Below are 18456 nucleotides of genomic sequence, written 5' to 3' on the forward strand. Positions count from 1 at the left end.
CTAAAATAGCGGTCTTAAAAAAATTCGCCCTCGCCGGCTTTCATTTCGTGTTCAGTTCCTTCTATCCGCTCGCGCGTTCGCATCTCTTCAAGATGGACGCGGAAGACGCTCATCACCTGACGCTGCGCATGCTGGGCGCGGCCGGCCGCACCGGTCTCGCCGGCATGCTCGCCACGCGCGGCCCCGATTCGCCGCGCACCGTCATGGGCCTCACGTTCCGTAATCCGGTCGGGCTCGCGGCCGGTCTCGACAAGGACGGCGCGTGCATCGACGGGCTCGCCGCGCTCGGCTTCGGCTTCATCGAAGTGGGCACCGTCACGCCGCGCGCGCAGCCGGGCAATCCGCGCCCGCGCATCTTCCGGCTGCCGGAGGCGAACGCGCTCATCAACCGGATGGGCTTCAACAATCGCGGCGTCGATCAGTTCGTCGCCAACGTGAAGGCCGCGCGCTATCGCGGCGTGCTGGGGCTGAACATCGGCAAAAATGCCGATACGCCGATCGAGCGCGCCGCCGACGACTATCTCTACTGTCTCGAGCGCGTCTATCCGTTCGCGAGCTATGTGACGATCAACATTTCGTCGCCGAACACGAAGAATCTGCGGCAATTGCAGGGCGCGGGCGAGCTGGATTCGTTGCTCGGCGCGCTCAAGGACAAGCAGCAGCGCCTGTCCGACCTGCACGGCAAGCTCGTGCCGCTCGCGCTCAAGATCGCGCCCGATCTCGACGACGAGCAGATCAAGTCGATTGCGGGCACGCTGCTGGCTCACAAGATTGACGGCGTGATCGCGACGAACACCACGCTTTCGCGCACCGCCGTGACCGGCATGAAGCACGGCGACGAAGCCGGCGGCCTGTCCGGGCGTCCGGTCTTCGATGCATCGAACGAGGTGATCAGCAAGCTGCGCGCTGAAGTCGGCTCGGACGTGCCGATCATCGGCGTGGGCGGCATCTTCTCGGGCGAGGACGCGCGCGCGAAACTCGCGGCGGGCGCATCGCTCGTGCAGATTTACACGGGGCTGATCTATCGCGGTCCCGCGCTCGTGAAGGAGTGCGTCGAAGCGCTCGCGTGATCCCGCCGAACGCGCATATAGACATAAGCAAACGGTATGACGCGGCGATTGCATTTTCACTATGATCGCCGCATATAACGAAGACGCTTTGCCCATCAAGAGGAAAACAACACAATGAAACTGTCCACGCTCAAGAAGCTCGTCGCCGCCAGTCTGATCGGCGCGGCATTCACGGCCGTCACCACCGCCGCTCACGCGGAAGACCTGCTCGATCAGGTCAAGCAGCGCGGCACGCTGCGCGTCGGTCTGGAAGGCACCTTCCCGCCGTTCAACTCGAAATCGCCGAACGGTGAGCTGGTCGGCTTCGATGTCGATATCGCCAAGGCTGTCGCCGCCAAGCTCGGCGTGAAGCCCGAGTTCATCACGACGGAATGGAGCGGCATCATCGCCGGTCTCCAGGCGGGCAAGTTCGATGTGATCGTGAACCAGGTCGGCATTACCGATGCGCGCAAGCAGACGCTCGATTTCTCCCCCGCCTACACGTACTCGAACGCGCAGCTGATCCAGCGCAAGGACGACACGCGCGAGTTCAAGTCGCTCGAAGAGCTGAAGGGCAAGAAGCTGGGCGTCGCGCTGGGCACGAACTACATGGACATGGCGAAGGCGGTTCCCGGCATCGACGTGAAGACGTACCCGGGCGCGCCGGAATATCTGCGCGATCTCGCCGCGGGCCGCCTGGATGCCGCGCTCAACGACCGTCTGATGCTCGCGTACCTGACGAAGAATTCGAACCTGCCGCTGCGTCCGGGCTCGAATGTCGGCGCGGGGAATCCGTCGGGCATTCCGTTCAAGAAGGGCAATCCGAAGTTCGCGAAGGCGATCGCCGACGCGATGACCCAGCTCGAAGCCGATGGCACGTTCACGAAGATCTCTGACAAGTGGTTCGGCATCGACGTGACGAAGCCGGCGAAGTAATTCGCGGCCTCTAAAGGCCGACGGGGCGGCATCGTCTGTCGATGCCGCCCTTCGTTTTTTCTGCACCGGTTTATGATGTGCCGGATTTTTCCCATTCGGCCCATTCCGTTCTTTCACCGCTTCCCCGTTCATGTCCACGACATCCCTGCTCGTTCAATCGGCGCCCGTGCTGGCGCAAGGCGCGCTACTGACGATCAAGTTCGCGCTCTATTCGATGTTCTTCGGCCTCATCGCGGCGGTCGTGCTGGCATTGATGGGCATCAGCCAGAATCGCGCGCTCGTCGCGATCGGGCGCGCCTACGTGAGCGTGATGCGCGGCACGCCGCTCCTCGTGCAGATTTTCGTCGTCTATTACGGCCTGCCGAGCATCGGCATCTCGCTCGAACCGACTCCGGCGGGCGTGATCGCGCTGTCGGCGAACGTCGCCGCATATCTGTCGGAAAGCATGCGCGGCGCGATTCTCGGCATCCACACCGGGCAATGGCTCGCCGCGTACAGCCTCGGGCTGTCGCGCGCGCAGACGCTGCGTTATGTGATCGGGCCGCAGGCGCTGCGCATCGCGGTGCCGAGCCTGTCGAACAGTCTTATCAGTCTGATCAAGGACACGTCGCTCGTGTCGGTGATCACCGTGACCGAGCTTTTGCGCAGCGCGCAGGAAGTGATCGCGGCGACCTATCAGCCGTTGCCGCTCTATCTCGCGGCGGCGTTCGTCTACTGGATCCTGTGCAGCGTGCTCGAATTCGTGCAACGGAAATTCGAGCGGCGTCTCGCGCTGCCCGGACGTCACTGAGAAACGAAAAAGCCGCTGGAAAAGCGGCTTTTTCGTATCAGTCGGTCTCGAAGGGAAAGCGCAGCTTCAGATCGCGCCGCGCGGCATCGATGATCGCGATCATGCGCATCGACATCGCGTGCGGCATGATCGGGCTCTCCGTTTCGCCGGCGCGCAGCAACTCGCAGAAATGCGCGGTTTCGTAGTTCAGGCCGCCGCCCGTGAAAGGCTCGTCGAGCTCGATCCTGCGGCCGTCCGTGTACGCGATCGTCGCGCGCGCCGGGTTCCACCAGTTCTCGTGGATCGTCACCGTGCCGAGCGTGCCGCCGATCAGCGCGTCGCCGCGGCCTTGCAGATCGAGCCCGCAGAACAATTGCGCGATGCCGCGTTCGTGGCGCACGTTGAGGCTTGCAAACACGTCGACGCCGGTTGCGCCGAGGCGCCCGATGGTCTGCACGTCGAGCGCCTCGCCCAGCCAGTCGACCGCGAGGAACGCCTCGTAGATGCCGATGTCGAGCAGCGCGCCGCCGCCCGCTTCCAGCGAGAACGACGGATGATCGAGCGGCACGTTCGCCATCGAGCAGCCCGCGCGCACGAGACCGATCTCGCCGACCGGATCGCTCTTCAGATGCTCGCGCAGCCGCAGGTAGAGCGGATAGAACGGCGGCTTCATCGCCTCCATGAAGAGCAGCTTCGCCGCGCGCGCCGCATCGATCATGCGTTGCAGGTCGCGCGCATTGACGGCGGCGGGCTTCTCGCACAGCACGGGCTTGCCCGCCGCGAAGGCGCGCAACGCGTACTCCGGGTGACTGTCCTGCAAGGTCGCGATGTAGAGCGCGTCGATGTGCTCCAGCATCGCGTCGAAGGAGTCGAAAGCGCGCGCATCGAATGCATCGGCCAGCGCGTGCGCGGGTTCCGCTCGCCGCGACCAGACGCCCGCGAGCCGCGCACCTTCGACGTGCGCGAGGCCATCGGCGAAGCGCCGCGCGATGCGTCCCGCGCCGACGATGCCCCAGCGTATCGTCGCTGCGTTGATGTTCGTATCGGTCAAATCGTGCCTCCGTGCGCAATGTTCGTCGTGCGACGCATTGTGCCTCATTGCATCGCACGGCGAATCCGCGCGGCGCCCTGAACGGCAAAAAGCCGGGACAGGTCCCGGCTTTTTGCTGACGGCGCACCCGCCGACCGACGCTTGAGACCGCCTCACACGCCCGCGGACGCGTTCACGTTCGGCGAGGCCGGCTGGCTGCTCACGCGCTCCAGCGAAAAGGCGCGGCCCACTTCCTCCGCGGCCAGATCGACGAGCGCGCGCGTCGCGGCTTCGGCGGCCGCGGGATCTTTCGCCTCGATCGCCTCGACGACGCTCTTCTGGGCCGCGAGCGTCGCCTCCCGCACGGACTCGATGCCGTCGACGATCGGATTCACCGTCACGAGCGCGCCGCGCACGATCGCCGTCATCTGTCGGAAGAACTGGTTCCCGCTCGCCGCGACGATCCGCGTGTGCAGCACCTCGTCGGCCGCCTGATATTCCGGCTCGCCCACCTGCAGGCGCGAGAGCGTGTCGAACGCGTCGCGGATGCCGGCGATCTCGTCGGGCGTCGCGCGCGCGGCGGCGAGCGCTGCCGCGCGCGGCTCGATCAGCATGCGGAATTCGATTACATCGCGCAAAAATGTCTGATCCGGCTTCGCGCGAAATCGCCAGCTCACCACATCCTCGTCGATAAGCCGCCAGTCGCTCATCGGACGAATACGCGTGCCGGTTTTCGGCCGCACGTCCAGCATGTGCCGCGCGAGCAGCATCGAGAGCGCCTCTCGCATGACGGTGCGGCTCACGTCGAACTCCTTCGAGAGGATGTCCTGCGGTGGCAGTATCGCGCCATATTTCTGCTCGACGATCCCTGAGACGAGTCCATCCATGACCTTCGACACCAGCGATCGCTCTTTGTTGTCATCCATCTCGCTTCTCCCCTCTTCGCCTGTTCCGTAGCCGTGTATATGAGCGCATCGCTTTCGCTTCCCCGGACTGCGAAAGGCACGACGGGTTCCCGACAGGTCCATTCGTCGTGCTCGATACGTTGCGTCTTCGTTGCGCCGAATGCCAGTTAGGAATTTCCTTAAAGGGTAATCCCTCTGACCTCTGCGTCGATGTTTCGTTTTCTTTCTTCTTACCGCTGCACGTGCATCCGCTGCGCTCGCGCCGCGCGCGCGCCGGCATTCATCAGGGAAACTGAAGAATGGCGGCAGCGCGGCGCGGCGCAAGCGTTTTTTGTGGCCCCTTTCGATGTCGTCGGACCGATCATGTACTCATTTGAGCAAGCATCTCGTATGCGTTCTGTGCGAACGCGAACGGAAGCTTGATGCGATATGGCTTTTGTATGATCCGACGGTTGGAACGAAAGCACCGTGGAACGGCGCGGCGCGGGGATTCGTCAGGCCTATGCTTAAACCGCGCCATCCGGTGCGCGCGTGCGTCGCGCGTCGATTGTCATTTGCTCGCGGCGCATCGATTCCCGCTCCGCCAGCGTGTGTTGATAGACCGCCATGTACTCGCTGCACACTCTTTCGACGGAAAGCTGCTGCAGATTCTGCCGCGCACGCGAGGCGAACTGACCGCGCGCCTGTCCGTCGAGCAGCAGCCAGTGCAGTTTCGCCGCCGCCTGAGCGATATCCTCCGCCGGCACGAGCACGCCCGCCGCGCCGCCGTCGAGCATTTCGGGGATGCCGCCCACGCGCGTCGCGACGATGGCGCAACCCGCCTCGCGCGCCTCGGCGATCACGAGCGGGCCCGGGTCCTGTATTGACAGCAGCGCGAATACGTCGGCGCTCGCGAGATACGGCCGCGCATCGGCGATGAATCCCGTGAAGTGCGTGACCGCCGCGATGCCGAGTTCGTCCGCGAGCGCTTCGAGCGAGCCGCGGTCGGGGCCGTCGCCGACGAGATAGAGATGCGGCTCAGGCAGAAACTCGCGCTCCTGCGCGGACTGCTCGCGCACGAGCGCGAACGCGTGCAGCAGGTCGGCGATACCTTTTCGGCGATACATGCCCGCCACGCAGACGATGTTCGGATGCCTGAGGCGCACCGGCTTCGCGGCGGGCCGGCACACGAGCCGCGGCGCGCCCACGGCACCGTTGAGCACGACCGACATGCGCTCGGGCCCGATGCCGCGCGCCTCGAGATCCAGCGCGACCGCGCGGCTCACGGCCACCATGCGATCACCCGTGCGCACCAGCGACGCGCTTTTCTGCAGTTCGTGATGAACTGTCGTGACGAGCGCGAAGCGGCGCCGCATGCTGCCGAAGCGCGATATGAGCGCGCCGGTCATCATGTGCGCGTGCACGATGTCGGGATCGAAACGATCGATGAGACGATTGAAGCCCGCGATCATCGAAGGCACACGCCACGGCTGCCGCGACTGCTGCAGCGGAATATGCGTGATGCCGTGACGTCGCAACAGCGGCTCGAAACCGCCGCCCGACGACGCGACGATCACGTCATGGCCCATTCGCGCCTGCACGCAGGCGAGATCCACCATCATGTTGACGGTGCCGTTGCCGATCGTCTGCGCGTGATTGGCGAGATGGACTATTCGCATGAGAAGAGCTTTTTTCGTGCGCGCGCCGGCGCATGCCGGCGGCGTTGATTCTTATTGTGTCGAGGCCGCGTTCCGAGGCGGCGTGAGCCGCGCTCTTTCGTCGTTCTTGCCTCGATGCCCGATGGTCCACGCCTGAACTGCTACTGACTGCTTTCCTGCGCTTCTCTCCGCTGTGCGCGCCGCCATGTGACGCCCGCAGCGGATCTCCCGTGGCGCTTATAGCAACTCGTAGGTGGTCGCGTTTTCGCGCGGAGCGAATTGCACCGCGCTCGCGCCGAGCGCTTCACGCGGCTGCCTGCTCTTTCTCGTCAGACCGATGTACGGCATGCCGTGCTCGAGAAACGGACCTTCCGTCTTGCGAAAGCCGAATGCTTCATAGAAACCGCGCAGGCTCACAGGCGCGGTCAGACGCACGCCACGGCCCGGCCAGCGTTCGGCGGCCACCGCGAGCACGCGCTCGATCAGCGCGTGCGCCGTGCCGTCGCCGCGGCGCAGCGGGCTCGTCAAGATCTTGTCGACCACCACTTCGGGATCTTCCGCATCGCCCCCTTGAATGCGCGCATAGGCGAGCACGGGCATCGAACGGCTCATATCTTCTGCTGCGAATACATGCGTGCCTGTTTCATCGCGGCCATCCGGGTCGAGATGGACATGCGACTGTTCGACGACGAACACCGCACTGCGCGCGCGCAATATCAAATAAAGCTCCCGCGCAGTGAGTTGTTCGAAATCCAGGTTTTTCCAGTTCATCGATTATCTCCATGCTTTACCGGTAATTACCGGTGTTGCGACGATTAAACGTTACTTTCTGAGCGGCCGAAAATCAGTGCGCCATCGCACCGACCCAGGCCGCACGTGCCTTTCAAATAAGTGAGACCACACGCAAAAAGGCGTCCCGGGGAAAAAGACGCCTGCTCGACGATCGGGAACGAACCACGTGGCAGCCCTTGCCTCGGGCCGCCGCGCGCGTTCGCATGCGTCGATAGCGCTCGCGTAATACGGCACCTTCATGGGAAAATCACAATGCATACCGCCATCGAACGCGACAGAGACGCACAACAAGCACATTCGCTCCGACGCGCATGCGGTATCGGATGCCGGCATTCCCGGCCCGAGGTCACGGCATGAGCGCGTTCCATACGAGCGGTGTGACGAATTCCGGCGCGAGTCGTTCCCGCGTCGTGTCACTCGATCCTCTGCGCATGCGTGCGCGGCGGCATCATGCCCACGCGCTGCATCGGGGCGAGCGCATCTGGCGAGAAGGCGTCGCGCCTGTCGATCTTTGGATAGAACTCCTGCACGGCAACGGCCTCGAGCCGCGCGCGGCGCTTGCCTTCACCGTTGCACAGGACTTCGAAGACGATCAGTTCACGCTCGGCAAGCTGCCGCCGGAAGACATCGAAAAGCTTTACGGCCTGCAGGTGCAGGAGCTTTCCGTATTCGATTCGCTCGAGGAGCGCGCGCTCGTGCAGACGCGCCGCTCGAACACCGTGCTCGTCGAAGTCGATGCATTCTTTCTGCCCGACATGCGCGCGGGCTCGTATCACCGCGAGCATGCGAAGACGACCATCGGCATCGATGTGATCGATCCGGACGCGCGGCGCCTTGGCTACTTTCATCACACGGGTTATCACCTGCTCGATGGCGACGATTACGACGGCGTGCTACGCGTCGACGCGGCGCACGATCCCGAAGCCACGATGCAGCAAGCGCTCTTTCCGCACGTCGAATTCGTCAAGCGCGTAAGAGATTCGCTTTCGGGCACGCCGCTCGCCGAAGTTTCGGCTGATCTTTTGTGCGCGCATTTGCTGCGGCGCCCGCTGCACAGTCCCATCGCCCGCTGGCGCGCGGCCTTTCCCGAGCATGTCGATACGATGCTCTCGCGCGGCGAGTCTTATGCGCGCCTTTATGCGTCCAACATGATGCGGCAGCTCGGCGCGAACTTCGAACTGCTCGCGCATTATCTGCAATGGATGCGTGAACAAGGCTTCGACATTCCCGTCCAGACGCATGCGGGCGCGCGCAAGATCGCGAGCGAAACGATGGTCATGCAATGTCGGCTCGCGCGTGCGCTTTCGCATGGACGCCGCGAACTTTGCGATGCATCGTTCGACGTGATCGAGGATGCATACGAGCGCGTCATTCCTCCCCTCGCCGATATCGTCTGTTGACCAATCCAGGCGCTGTCCGAATGGCGCTGCTTTTCGCATTCAGCAAATGCTTGCTGCAAAAACATATTCGAGGCCCTGTTTCAAGGGCTTTTTCATTCGCTTACGTTCGCGGGACATATTCGCGTTTATGTCCTCGCGATGTCTCCACCGCAATTCGCACACGGTCATTTCGCGCTCCTTAAATCGGTTCCGCATGAGATTGTCCCCAATGAAACATTTCGCGGCGCTTTTTTAGAAGGTAAATATCGGCGCCGTGAAGCATCGGTCCGACAATATTCGCGCAAACGTTTTACGGCCGAACGCCTTTCGTCAGCGGGCTGTTCCCTTCGCTACAAGCCCCGTGCGGGCGACTTCACGCCCGGTCACACACTGTTGATGCGCCAACGCGCGCGGTGTCGCGCACGCATTTTTCATAACGTGCAACGGGCGCCACGTTTTCGGCTTATGCAACGCTGCGCGGCCGACTTTTTGCGCTCCCCGTAAAGCCCCGCCCAGCAAGGCTTCGCGGGGAATCAATGGCGCTCGAATATCACGCGCGTTCGTTAGGCCACCGAGCGCATGGAACACGGATGAATCATTTTTAATTGTCCCTACGAAAGAAGGTGGATTGTCGAAGGGATGTCGACCTGTGAGGCTTGTCGCACGGTGGTCAGAAAAGCCCGGACCTCCATTCGGGGGGATTGCGCTGATGAAACTGATCGGGGCATGCACGCATTCCTAAGACCACCACCGTTCAAGACTGAAACAAAAACGCTGCGCTGCGCTGCATCACGAAAAGTACATCGGCAATGAGGCCTTGCCAGCATTGCGATTGCCCGCATTGGCATAGTCCTCGCTATTAGAGACGCACAACCCGAAGCGACGCTGACAATTAAATCAACTCAGGCGCGTGACGGGCTGCTACGGGGCTGGTGTGAAAGCTTCTTCATGCCAGTAAAAAAAATTGAAGCGCCACGCGCGAAGTTACGAGAGAGAACGAATCATGCTGACCCTCCAGTCCGACCTGCACGGCAATCACCTGCTCGGCGCACTGCCGGCGCACGAATGGCAAGCCCTCACGCCGCATCTCGAACTCGTACAACTGCGCACTGAACAACTGCTGTGCGATTCCGGTCAACGCATTCACCACGTCTACTTCCCGACGACGGCCATCATCTCCCTGCTGCACACGATGGAAGACGGCGGCTCGGTCGAAATTGCCGCAGTGGGCCGCGAAGGCATGACGGGCGTACCGGTCCTGACCGGCGGCGAAACGATGCCGACGCGCGTGCAGGTGCAGTGCCCGGGCTTCGCGTATCGCATGAGCGCGCAAGCCTTGCGCGAGCAGTTCGGCCGCTCGGACTTCTTGCGCCGCCTGATGCTGCTCTATATGCAGGCGCTTCTGACGCAGGTCGCGCAGACGGCGGCGTGCAACCGGCATCACTCGCTGAACAAGCAACTTTGCCGCTGGCTGCTGATCGAAATTGATCGTACCGCGTCGAACGAGCTGCAGGTCACACAGCAACTCATCGCCGACATGCTGGGCGTGCGGCGCGAAGGCGTCACCGAAGCGGCCGGCAAGCTTCACGACGCTGGTCTCATTCATCACAGCCGCGGCTGCATCAAGGTCGTGGATCGCGAGGGCCTCGAAGCACGCGCATGCGAGTGCTACGGGCTCGTCAAGCGGGAGTTCGACCGACTACTCCCGCGTCTTCGTGCAACCGAGGCGGCATCGGCCTCGAGCGTTTAATGGTCTGGATTAATGCAAGAAAAAAATCACGATTTGTTTGCTTGGCTGGCACGTTGTCTGGATGTAAGTCTCATCATTGCGGGCGGATTGATCGCGCATGACGTACGCTTCTCGTCGCTGGATGTCAGCGATATCGAAAGGCTGCTGATCGCGTTCAACTCCGCGCTCGCCCTCCTCCTCTTTCCCGCATTCGGCGTGTACGAAACCTGGCGCGGCAAGCCGTTCGCCATGATGCTCGCGCGCGTCACGCTCGCGTGGATGGCGGTGGTCGCGGCAGGCCTTCTGCTCGCGTTCACGCTGCATCGCATGGATGCGGTGTCGCGCCTCTGGTTCGCGTATTCGACGCTCATCTCCGGCGCGCTCATCATCGCGGCGAAACTCGTCGTGTATTCGGCATTGCGCCTGATGCGCGGGCGCGGCCTGAACCAGCGCACGGTGGCGATCGTCGGCGCGCAGGGCTTTTCGCGCACCCTGCTCGCGCATCTGAGCAGCACGCCGGAGCAAGGCTTCACGCCCGTGTGCATTCTCGATACGACGGGCGACGAAGAGCTGCACGCGGCCGGCGTCGACGCCGACGACGTTCCGACGACCGCGATCGGCGTGCGAGGCAACCGTTTGCCTGTGCTGAACGACTTCGACGAGCTCGTCGACAAGGTGCGCGACGAGGAGATCAACGAAGTGTGGCTCGCGCTGCCGCTTTCGCAGGAGCACACGATCTATCGCTTCGTGCATGCGCTGCGTCACGATTTCGTGGATCTGCGGCTGATTCCGGACACGCGCAGCATCTCGCTCTTCAATCACTCGATGACCGATGTGGCCGGCCTCGCCACGATCAACCTGACGACATCGCCCATCGGCACCTTGCAGATGTGGCCGAAGATGCTCTTCGACCGGCTGTTCGCGGCGATCGCGCTCCTCGCGCTCTCCCCGCTCCTGATTGCGATCGCGATCGCGGTGAAGGCGACGTCGAAGGGCCCGGTGTTCTTCACGCAGAACCGCAAGGGCGCGGACGGCCGGCCGTTCCGCATCTACAAGTTCCGCTCGATGGGGGTGCACCAGGAAAACAAGGGCAGCGTCACGCAGGCTACGCGCAACGATCCGCGCGTGACGAAGGTCGGCGCGTTTCTGCGGCGCACGAGCCTCGACGAGCTGCCGCAGTTTCTGAACGTGCTGTTCGGGCACATGTCGGTGGTGGGTCCGCGTCCGCACGCGCTGGAGCACGACGACCTCTACAAGGATCTCGTCTACGGCTACATGTTCCGCTACCGCATCAAGCCGGGCATCACGGGCTGGGCGCAGGTGAACGGCTATCGCGGCGCGACGGAGAAGGTCGAGAAAATGCAGAGCCGCGTGAAGTTCGACCTCTTCTACATCCACAACTGGTCGTTCTGGTTCGACATCAAGATCGTCGCGATGACGATGTTCAAGGGATTCATCGGACGCAACGCGTATTGATCTTGTCCTGGACGTAAAAAAGCCCGGCGATGCGAGTCGCCGGGCTTTTGCTTTGCCTTGCTGCGCGCGCGTGACTTACTTGTAATCGATCCGCTCGACGCCTGTTTCCGTGCCGAGCAGGCAGATATTCGCGCCGCGCGCCGCGAACAGCCCGACGGTCACGACGCCCGGCCACGCGTTGATCTGCGCTTCGAGCGCGCGCGGATCGGTGATCGACAGCCCTTTCACGTCGATGATTTCGTTGCCGTTGTCGGTGATGTAGGGCGAGCCGTCCTTCGTCACGCGCAACACGGGCACGCCGCCGAGCGCGGCGAGCTTGCGGCCGATCGCGGTGCGCGCCATCGGCACGACTTCGACGGGCAGCGGGAACGCGCCCATCACCGGCACGCGCTTGCTCGCATCGGCGATGCACACGAACACGTCCGCCACCGACGCGACGATTTTCTCGCGCGTGAGCGCGCCGCCGCCGCCCTTGATCATTGCGCCGCTGGCGTCGATTTCGTCGGCGCCATCGACGTAGATGGAGAGCGACTCGATGTCGTTCAGGTCGAACACCTCGAAGCCGTGCGCTTCGAGCCGCGCGGTGGTGGCGACCGAGCTCGACACCGCGCCGCGATAACGCGCCTTCGATTTCGCGATGGCGTCGATGAAGCAATTGGCCGTCGATCCGGTGCCGACGCCGATGATCGCGCCCTCCGGCACGTTCGCGTTCACGTAGTCGGCGGCGGCCTGGCCGACCAGTTGCTTGAGTTCGTCTTGAGTCATGGGAGCGGTGCTGCTTATCGGAGAAAACTGAGATTTTATCGGAGCGCGGGAGGTGCCCGGGCGGATCATGCAATCGCGCGCAGGAAACCGAGCGGATCGTGGCTGCGCGCCACCGACGCGATGAACGCGAACACGACGATCGCCAGCACGCCGAATACCGCCCGCGCGCCCTTCGTGCGGCCGCGCTTCAGCGCGAGCGTGCCGAGCACGATATAGATGACGAGGCCCGCGATTTTCGCGCCGAGCCACGCGGCGTTCGCCGAAAGGCCGATGATCGCGACCAGCGCGATTGCGCTCGCGAGCAGCAGCGTATCGATGATGTGAGGCAGGATTTTCGTCGCGCGCGCGGTGAGCAGGCGCGAATCCATCAGCATCCAGATCCAGCGCAGCACGAATCCGGCGATGGAAAGGCCTGCGCAGGCCATGTGGATCGCGCGCAGCGGCAGGAAGTAATCGCCCATCGTGGGCTCCCTTTTAGTTGGCGAAGTACTTGTCGAGCAAGGCCTGGGCGATGGCGTCGCTTTCCGCGTCCGCGCTGCCCGAGTAGTCCGACGGGCGGAAGTGCATCTGGAATGCGCTGAAGACGCGGCGCGTTTTTTCGTCGAGCACGCCGTCGGTGGCGACGTCGTAGCCGTAGCGCTTCAGCTTGTCCTGCAACGCGCGCACGTCGGACGGCGCTTTCGGATCGCGGCCCGCGAGATGCGCAGCGACGGTGGCGTCGTCGGGCCATGCGCCCACGCCGGCATCGTACAGCGCGTGCCATGGAAACAGCGGGCCCGGGTCGATCTTGCGCTGCGGCGCGATGTCGCTATGGCCGACGACGCGGGTCGGCGGAATGCGGTTGCGCGCGACGATATCGCGCGAGAGCTTGATGAGGGCGTCGATCTGGGCGGGCGGATAGGGTTGCCATTCGCGAACGCCGCCGTTTTCGCCGATAGGACCGAGGTTCACGTTCTCGATGCCGATCGAGGACGCGTTGAGTTCCGTCGCGCCCTGCCAGGAACTGATGCCCGCGTGCCAAGCGCGCTTGTCTTCGGGCACGAGTTGGTAGACGACCGGCTCGCCTCTTTCGATCCGCGGGGCGTCGGGGACGACGTAGTGCACGCTGACCTCGTCGCCTGTGAGGACTTCGATCGAACGGGCTTCGTCGATCTCCGTGTAATGCATCACGAGGAAGCGGATGCGGGAATCGGCGTTTTTCGCGTGGTGCCGCGTGTCGGCGATGTAGGTGCCGCGGTCGATTTGGGTGGTGCAGGCGGTGAGCAGGCAGGCCGCCATGAATCCCGCCAACGCGATTGTTTTTTTCATGCGCTTCAAGATTGTCGTTCCCAGATCGAGCGCACGTGCATCCAGTGAATCTGAAGTGCTTCGGGACTTGGCCGTTGCCGGGAATCGTTCGGCAGCCGAAGCGAACGGCCCGCGAGCGAGGCGTATTCGCTCTCTCGCAGTTCCCGCGCGATGGACACTTCATGCGTCATCGGATCGATCGCGATCAACGCGCGGTCGTACAGCGTGTGCAGGTCGGCGCGCAGCAAAAGGCCATTGCGAACGTCGTTGGTCTCCGGTCCCATGTAGCCGCAGATGTGCGCGGCTTCGAGAACCGCTTCGATCGCGCAGTCCGTAAGCGCGCAACGGCGTTCGTACGCTTCGAGGAGCTTCTTGCGGAACGCAGGCTGTCCCTGACGCATGACGATCGCGGCGAACTTCTTCTTGCGAGCATCCTCGATACTTCCGGGATCGAATGCGCCGCTCGCTTCGAGTTGCGCTTCGGCCTGCGATTCGGCTTCGCGTTCGGCTTGCGCAAACATTGCTCCTGCCCGTTGCAACGTGAAGCTCGCGGGCAGCGAGCCGCGCTGCGAGACATAGTCGAACGGGCCTTCGTATCTGAATCCGGCGCCGGCGTACTGATACTTTTTTGTGCGATAGAACAGCAACAGTTCCAAGCCGCGCGCTCGATGCTCGCTGATCCATCCATCTGTGCGCCCAGCGTTTTGACCTTGCCAGTGCAAGATGTCGCCTTCGAGCTTATCGATGTATTGGACCCGGTCCGGCGTCTTCTTCTCGGTCACGAACAGCAGGACCGAATCGAATCCGGCGGGACGAAACACGCCCGTGTTGATCGTCGCGTCTTGCGTGTTCAAGCGGCCTTTCAGATCCTCGCGCGTATAGATGCCGCCGATATCCAGCAAGTCGGAGACACGCCCGTCCGCACTTCCTTTTACGCCGCCGTCGAGACTCGCGAACTCAAATCCCAAGCTTTCGAGCTTGCGTCGAACAGTCGCCGCGCCGCCGCTGAAGTCTCTCGACCTGAGCGGGCCGCGAGCCGGATATTGATAGCCATGCGCCGCGCCGGCGATGGCTTTCGAATCGTATTGCTTTCCGCTGATTTGCAGGAAATAGCCGCGCGCTTCTCCGAAACCATATTTCGCGAGAAACGCGGGACGGCCGAGCCGATCGAATTCGTCCACCGCCGCGAGCACCGCGAGGCGGTCATTGAGATCTTCCAGCGCCATGGCGAATCGTGCTTACTTCTTGAGCTGCCTCTGCCGCACCGCCTCAAACAAACACACCCCCGACGCCACCGACACATTCAAACTCTCGACGGTCCCCGCCATCGGGATATTCATGATCTCGTCGCACGTCTCGCGCGTAAGCCTGCGCATGCCCTCGCCTTCCGCGCCAACCACGATCGCCACCGGGCCATCGAGCTTGGTCTCGTAGAGCGAAGCCGTCGCCTCGCCTGCCGTGCCGATCACCCAGACCCCCGCGTCCTTCAGCTCGCGCAGCGCGCGCGCCAGATTCGTCACGGTGATGTACGGCACGCTCTCCGCCGCGCCGCTCGCCACCTTCGCCGCGGTCGCATTCAGGCCCGCCGACCGGTCGCGTGGCGCGATCACCGCATGCGCGCCGGCCGCATCCGCGACACGCAGGCACGCACCCAGGTTATGCGGATCGGTGACGCCATCGAGCACGAGCAGCAAAGGCGTGCCCGAAATGCCGTCGAGCAGCTCGGCCAGATTCTGCGCAAGCGGCAGATCATGCGCGCGCGCGACCACGCCCTGATGCTGAATATTGCCCGCAAGCCCCCACAGGCGCGACTCGTCCGCCGCGATCAGCCGCACGCCCGCTTCCTTCGCGGTACGCAGAAAATCCTGCATGCGCCGATCCTTGCGCGTGGGGTCGTACAGCACCTCCTCGATCGACGATGCATCCGCGCGCAAACGCGCGGTCACTGCGTGAAATCCGTATAGAACCTTGAGACGTGACATGACTGATCCGAACCTTCGGTGAAAACATGAAAAGCACGACGCGGTCCGTGCCACCCGGCATCGGACCGCGCACATTCGATGGCAGCAGCGTGAACGCGCCGCCTTAACGTTTCTTGCGCGCCGGCCGCCCCTGCGAGGCCGGCTTCGACGACTTCGCCGCCGCGCCGCGTTTCTTCGCCGCGCCGCCGCGCGTGCCCGCCGCGAGCGCCGCGCCCTTCTTCGTGCCGCCGCGGGCGCGCGTGCTCGGCATATCGTCGTCGCTCATCGACCCCGTCAGCGGACGAATACGCGGACCGGCCGCCCCGATGCCGACACTCGCGGCATCGCCGACATTTGACGATAAACGCGGCGACGACGGCTTCACCGGCGTATCGCGCACGAGACGAAAATCGATCTTGCGCGCATCGAGATCGACGCGGCTCACCTGCACGCGCACACGATCCGACATCCGGTAGCGGATGCCCGTGCGCTCGCCGCGCAACTCGTTCTTGATCTCGTCGTACTGGAAGTAATCGGAGCCGAGCTCGGTCACATGCACGAGACCTTCGATGAACAACGAATCCAGCTGCACGAAGATGCCGAACGTCGTCACGCCGTTCACCATGCCGCCGTATTCCTCGCCGAGCTTGTCGCGCATGAAGTAGCACTTGAGCCAGGCTTCGACGTCGCGCGAGGCTTCGTCGGCGCGGCGCTCGTTCGACGAGCAATGCAGCCCGAGCTCTTCCCAGATCGCGACGCTGTTGCGCGCGCGGCCACGCGCGGTGTCGTCGGCTTTCTGCATCTCGCGCGCGGCTTTCGTGAGACCCGTGCTGAGCGGCACATCGTGACCGATGTCCGGCAGATACTTCTTGCCCTGCAGGATCGCGTAGATCGCGCGATGCGTGAGCAGGTCGGGATAGCGGCGGATCGGGCTCGTGAAGTGCGCGTACGCCTCATACGCGAGACCGAAGTGACCGATGTTGTCCGGGCTGTACACGGCCTGCTGCATCGAGCGCAGGACCATCGACTGCAGCATCTGCGCGTCGGGCCGGTCGCGGATCTGCGCGATCAGCGCGGCGTAATCGCTCGCGTGCGGCTTGTCGCCGCCCGTCAGCGTCAGGCCGACGCCACGCAAAAACGCACGCAGGTTCTCGAGCTTTTCTTCCGTCGGCCCCGCGTGCACGCGATACAAACCCGGATGCTTGTTGCGCTTCAAAAAGTCCGCCGCGCAGACGTTCGCGGCGAGCATGCACTCCTCGATCAGCCGATGCGCGTCGTTGCGATGACGCGGCACGATCTGCTCGATCTTGCCCTGCGAGTTCACGACGATATACGTCTCGGTCGTGTCGAAATCGATCGCGCCGCGTTTCTGGCGCGCGGCATGCAGCGCCTTGTACACGCCGTAAAGATTCTGCAGATGCGGCAGGATATCGGCGCGCTTCGCCGCTTCGGGGCCCTTCGTGTTCGTGAGCACGGCCGCGACTTCGGTGTACGTCAGGCGCGCCGCCGAATGCATCACGCCCGGATAGAACTGGTACGCCTTGATCTCGCCGCGCGCGGTGATGACCATGTCGCACACGAGCACGCAGCGGTCGACATCGGGATTCAGCGAGCAGAGCCCGTTCGACAGCTTCTCCGGCAGCATCGGAATCACGCGGCGCGGGAAGTACACCGACGTGCTGCGATCGAGCGCATCGATGTCTAGCGGCTCGTTCGGGCGCACGTAATGCGACACGTCCGCGATCGCGACCAGCAGACGAAAACCCTGCCCGCGCCCGACTGCGACCGGCTCGCAATAGACGGCATCGTCGAAATCGCGCGCGTCCTCGCCGTCGATGGTGACGAGCGGCACGTCGCGCAGATCCACGCGATGGCGGATATCCACCGGACGCACTTCGTCGGGCAGCTTCGCGGCGGTGGCCAGCGCGGCGTCGCTGAACTGATGCGGCACGCCGTATTTGCGCACGGCGATCTCGATCTCCATGCCGGGATCGTCGATGTCGCCGATCACTTCGACCACGCGGCCGAGCGGCTGGGAATGACGGCTCGGGAAATCCGTCAGATCGACGGACACCACCTGGCCGACCTTCGCCTTCTTGGGATTCTGCGTGATGAGGATGTCATGACCGATGCGCTTGTCTTCCGGCACAAGGATCAGCGCGCCGTTCTCGTTGACGAGCCGCCCGATCACGCGCTTGTTCGCGCGGTCCGTGACCTCGACGATATGCCCTTCCGGCCGCCCGCGCCGGTCATAGCCGACGATGCGCGCGAGCACGCGATCGTTGTGCATGACCTTCTGCATTTCCCCATTGGGGAGGAAGAGATCGTCCTGGCCGTCGTCGCGGATCAGGAAGCCGAAGCCGTCGCGATGTCCCTGCACGCGGCCCGCCACGAAATTCGACGGATGCGTGAGCTGATAGTGGCCGCGCTTGTCGAGGCGGATTTGCCCGTCGCGTTCCATCGCCGCCAGTCGCTTGAAAAATCCTTCGCGCTCCTGGCGCTTGATCGACAGCGCCTCGGCAATGTCGTTCGCGGCATGCGGTGTCTCGCTCGTGCGCAGCACGCCGAGAATCTCTTCACGGCTTGGAATCGGATACGGATATTTGCTCAAGGGCGTAGTCGTGTTTTTTCTCGTTGGACGGGACTTTTGCGGTGCTTTGCAACCAATAATGCGGTCATCGTTGCGGGCCATTCTAACACCCGTCTTTTAAGCGCCACGGGGCTGGGAGGCCGATCCGCCG

The 18456-nt window shown here is 63.5% G+C and carries 16 protein-coding genes; 6 read left to right on the forward strand and 10 right to left on the reverse strand.

Going from position 1 to position 18456, the window contains the following annotated elements:
• The first annotated feature begins 47 nt into the window (after positions 1-47).
• The 3 genes from AC1Z32_RS21960 to AC1Z32_RS21970 all read left to right on the forward strand — a co-directional run bounded on the left by AC1Z32_RS21960 (position 48) and on the right by AC1Z32_RS21970 (position 2775).
• Positions 48-1070 (forward strand): quinone-dependent dihydroorotate dehydrogenase, encoded by a 1023-nt coding sequence (locus AC1Z32_RS21960; RefSeq protein WP_483480549.1) that lies wholly within the window; start codon positions 48-50, stop codon positions 1068-1070.
• Between the two features lie 114 nt (positions 1071-1184).
• Positions 1185-1985, forward strand: a complete 801-nt coding sequence (locus AC1Z32_RS21965) for a cystine ABC transporter substrate-binding protein (RefSeq protein ID WP_483480550.1) — start codon at positions 1185-1187, stop codon at positions 1983-1985.
• 130 nt (positions 1986-2115) lie between these two features.
• Positions 2116-2775, forward strand: coding sequence for an amino acid ABC transporter permease (locus tag AC1Z32_RS21970; protein WP_483480551.1), 660 nt, complete (start codon positions 2116-2118; stop codon positions 2773-2775).
• 37 nt (positions 2776-2812) lie between these two features.
• Here the strand turns inward: AC1Z32_RS21970 and AC1Z32_RS21975 are convergent, their stop codons facing one another.
• The 4 genes from AC1Z32_RS21975 to AC1Z32_RS21990 all read right to left on the reverse strand — a co-directional run bounded on the left by AC1Z32_RS21975 (position 2813) and on the right by AC1Z32_RS21990 (position 7097).
• Positions 2813-3853: a Gfo/Idh/MocA family protein gene (locus AC1Z32_RS21975; protein ID WP_483480552.1), complete on the reverse strand. Its 1041-nt coding sequence runs from the start codon at positions 3851-3853 to the stop codon at positions 2813-2815.
• 104 nt (positions 3854-3957) lie between these two features.
• Positions 3958-4710: a FadR/GntR family transcriptional regulator gene (locus tag AC1Z32_RS21980; RefSeq protein ID WP_483480553.1), complete on the reverse strand. Its 753-nt coding sequence runs from the start codon at positions 4708-4710 to the stop codon at positions 3958-3960.
• 485 nt (positions 4711-5195) lie between these two features.
• Positions 5196-6347, reverse strand: coding sequence for a glycosyltransferase family 4 protein (locus AC1Z32_RS21985; protein ID WP_483480554.1), 1152 nt, complete (start codon positions 6345-6347; stop codon positions 5196-5198).
• A 216-nt stretch (positions 6348-6563) separates the two neighbouring features.
• Positions 6564-7097, reverse strand: a complete 534-nt coding sequence (locus AC1Z32_RS21990; protein ID WP_483480555.1) for a GNAT family N-acetyltransferase — start codon at positions 7095-7097, stop codon at positions 6564-6566.
• Between the two features lie 374 nt (positions 7098-7471).
• Here AC1Z32_RS21990 and AC1Z32_RS21995 point away from each other — a divergent pair, with 374 nt between their 5' ends.
• The 3 genes from AC1Z32_RS21995 to AC1Z32_RS22005 all read left to right on the forward strand — a co-directional run bounded on the left by AC1Z32_RS21995 (position 7472) and on the right by AC1Z32_RS22005 (position 11702).
• Positions 7472-8518 carry a DUF1839 family protein gene (locus AC1Z32_RS21995; RefSeq protein WP_483480556.1) on the forward strand — a complete coding sequence of 349 codons (1047 nt, stop codon included), beginning with the start codon at positions 7472-7474 and terminating at the stop codon, positions 8516-8518.
• A gap of 982 nt (positions 8519-9500) precedes the next feature.
• A complete protein-coding gene (locus tag AC1Z32_RS22000) occupies positions 9501-10247 on the forward strand; it encodes a Crp/Fnr family transcriptional regulator (RefSeq protein WP_014191659.1) in 747 nt (248 codons plus the stop codon).
• Positions 10248-10280: 33 nt separating this feature from the next.
• A complete protein-coding gene (locus AC1Z32_RS22005; RefSeq protein WP_483480557.1) occupies positions 10281-11702 on the forward strand; it encodes an undecaprenyl-phosphate glucose phosphotransferase in 1422 nt (473 codons plus the stop codon).
• A 75-nt stretch (positions 11703-11777) separates the two neighbouring features.
• On the opposite strand, the gene rpiA is transcribed toward AC1Z32_RS22005, so the two are convergent.
• The 6 genes from rpiA to rnr all read right to left on the reverse strand — a co-directional run bounded on the left by rpiA (position 11778) and on the right by rnr (position 18326).
• Complete coding sequence (gene rpiA, locus AC1Z32_RS22010; protein WP_483480558.1) at positions 11778-12467, reverse strand: ribose-5-phosphate isomerase RpiA; 690 nt, start codon at positions 12465-12467, stop codon at positions 11778-11780.
• A 65-nt stretch (positions 12468-12532) separates the two neighbouring features.
• On the reverse strand, positions 12533-12928 hold the full coding sequence (locus AC1Z32_RS22015; RefSeq protein ID WP_483480559.1) for a SirB2 family protein: 396 nt from the start codon (positions 12926-12928) through the stop codon (positions 12533-12535).
• 13 nt (positions 12929-12941) lie between these two features.
• Positions 12942-13775 (reverse strand): N-acetylmuramoyl-L-alanine amidase, encoded by an 834-nt coding sequence (locus AC1Z32_RS22020; protein ID WP_483480560.1) that lies wholly within the window; start codon positions 13773-13775, stop codon positions 12942-12944.
• Between the two features lie 5 nt (positions 13776-13780).
• Positions 13781-14980: an HNH endonuclease gene (locus tag AC1Z32_RS22025; protein WP_483480561.1), complete on the reverse strand. Its 1200-nt coding sequence runs from the start codon at positions 14978-14980 to the stop codon at positions 13781-13783.
• A 12-nt stretch (positions 14981-14992) separates the two neighbouring features.
• Positions 14993-15736 carry a 23S rRNA (guanosine(2251)-2'-O)-methyltransferase RlmB gene (gene rlmB, locus AC1Z32_RS22030; protein WP_483480562.1) on the reverse strand — a complete coding sequence of 248 codons (744 nt, stop codon included), beginning with the start codon at positions 15734-15736 and terminating at the stop codon, positions 14993-14995.
• A 103-nt stretch (positions 15737-15839) separates the two neighbouring features.
• A complete protein-coding gene (rnr, locus tag AC1Z32_RS22035; protein WP_483480563.1) occupies positions 15840-18326 on the reverse strand; it encodes a ribonuclease R in 2487 nt (828 codons plus the stop codon).
• Between the last annotated feature and the right edge of the window lie 130 nt (positions 18327-18456).

The organism is Caballeronia sp. 11_S32 (genome assembly GCF_056930355.1).

What these genes read in the sequence shown, in the direction of transcription:
- AC1Z32_RS21965 (WP_483480550.1), top strand. Translation starts at nt 1,185, where the DNA reads ATGAAACTGTCCACGCTCAAGAAGCTCGTCGCCGCCAGTCTGATCGGC.
- AC1Z32_RS21970 (WP_483480551.1), top strand. Translation starts at nt 2,116, where the DNA reads ATGTCCACGACATCCCTGCTCGTTCAATCGGCGCCCGTGCTGGCGCAA.
- AC1Z32_RS21975 (WP_483480552.1), bottom strand. Translation starts at nt 3,853, where the DNA reads ATGAGGCACAATGCGTCGCACGACGAACATTGCGCACGGAGGCACGAT.
- AC1Z32_RS21980 (WP_483480553.1), bottom strand. Translation starts at nt 4,710, where the DNA reads ATGGATGACAACAAAGAGCGATCGCTGGTGTCGAAGGTCATGGATGGA.
- AC1Z32_RS21985 (WP_483480554.1), bottom strand. Translation starts at nt 6,347, where the DNA reads ATGCGAATAGTCCATCTCGCCAATCACGCGCAGACGATCGGCAACGGC.
- AC1Z32_RS21990 (WP_483480555.1), bottom strand. Translation starts at nt 7,097, where the DNA reads ATGAACTGGAAAAACCTGGATTTCGAACAACTCACTGCGCGGGAGCTT.
- AC1Z32_RS21995 (WP_483480556.1), top strand. Translation starts at nt 7,472, where the DNA reads ATGAGCGCGTTCCATACGAGCGGTGTGACGAATTCCGGCGCGAGTCGT.
- AC1Z32_RS22000 (WP_014191659.1), top strand. Translation starts at nt 9,501, where the DNA reads ATGCTGACCCTCCAGTCCGACCTGCACGGCAATCACCTGCTCGGCGCA.
- rpiA (WP_483480558.1), bottom strand. Translation starts at nt 12,467, where the DNA reads ATGACTCAAGACGAACTCAAGCAACTGGTCGGCCAGGCCGCCGCCGAC.
- AC1Z32_RS22015 (WP_483480559.1), bottom strand. Translation starts at nt 12,928, where the DNA reads ATGGGCGATTACTTCCTGCCGCTGCGCGCGATCCACATGGCCTGCGCA.
- AC1Z32_RS22020 (WP_483480560.1), bottom strand. Translation starts at nt 13,775, where the DNA reads ATGAAAAAAACAATCGCGTTGGCGGGATTCATGGCGGCCTGCCTGCTC.
- AC1Z32_RS22025 (WP_483480561.1), bottom strand. Translation starts at nt 14,980, where the DNA reads ATGGCGCTGGAAGATCTCAATGACCGCCTCGCGGTGCTCGCGGCGGTG.
- rlmB (WP_483480562.1), bottom strand. Translation starts at nt 15,736, where the DNA reads ATGTCACGTCTCAAGGTTCTATACGGATTTCACGCAGTGACCGCGCGT.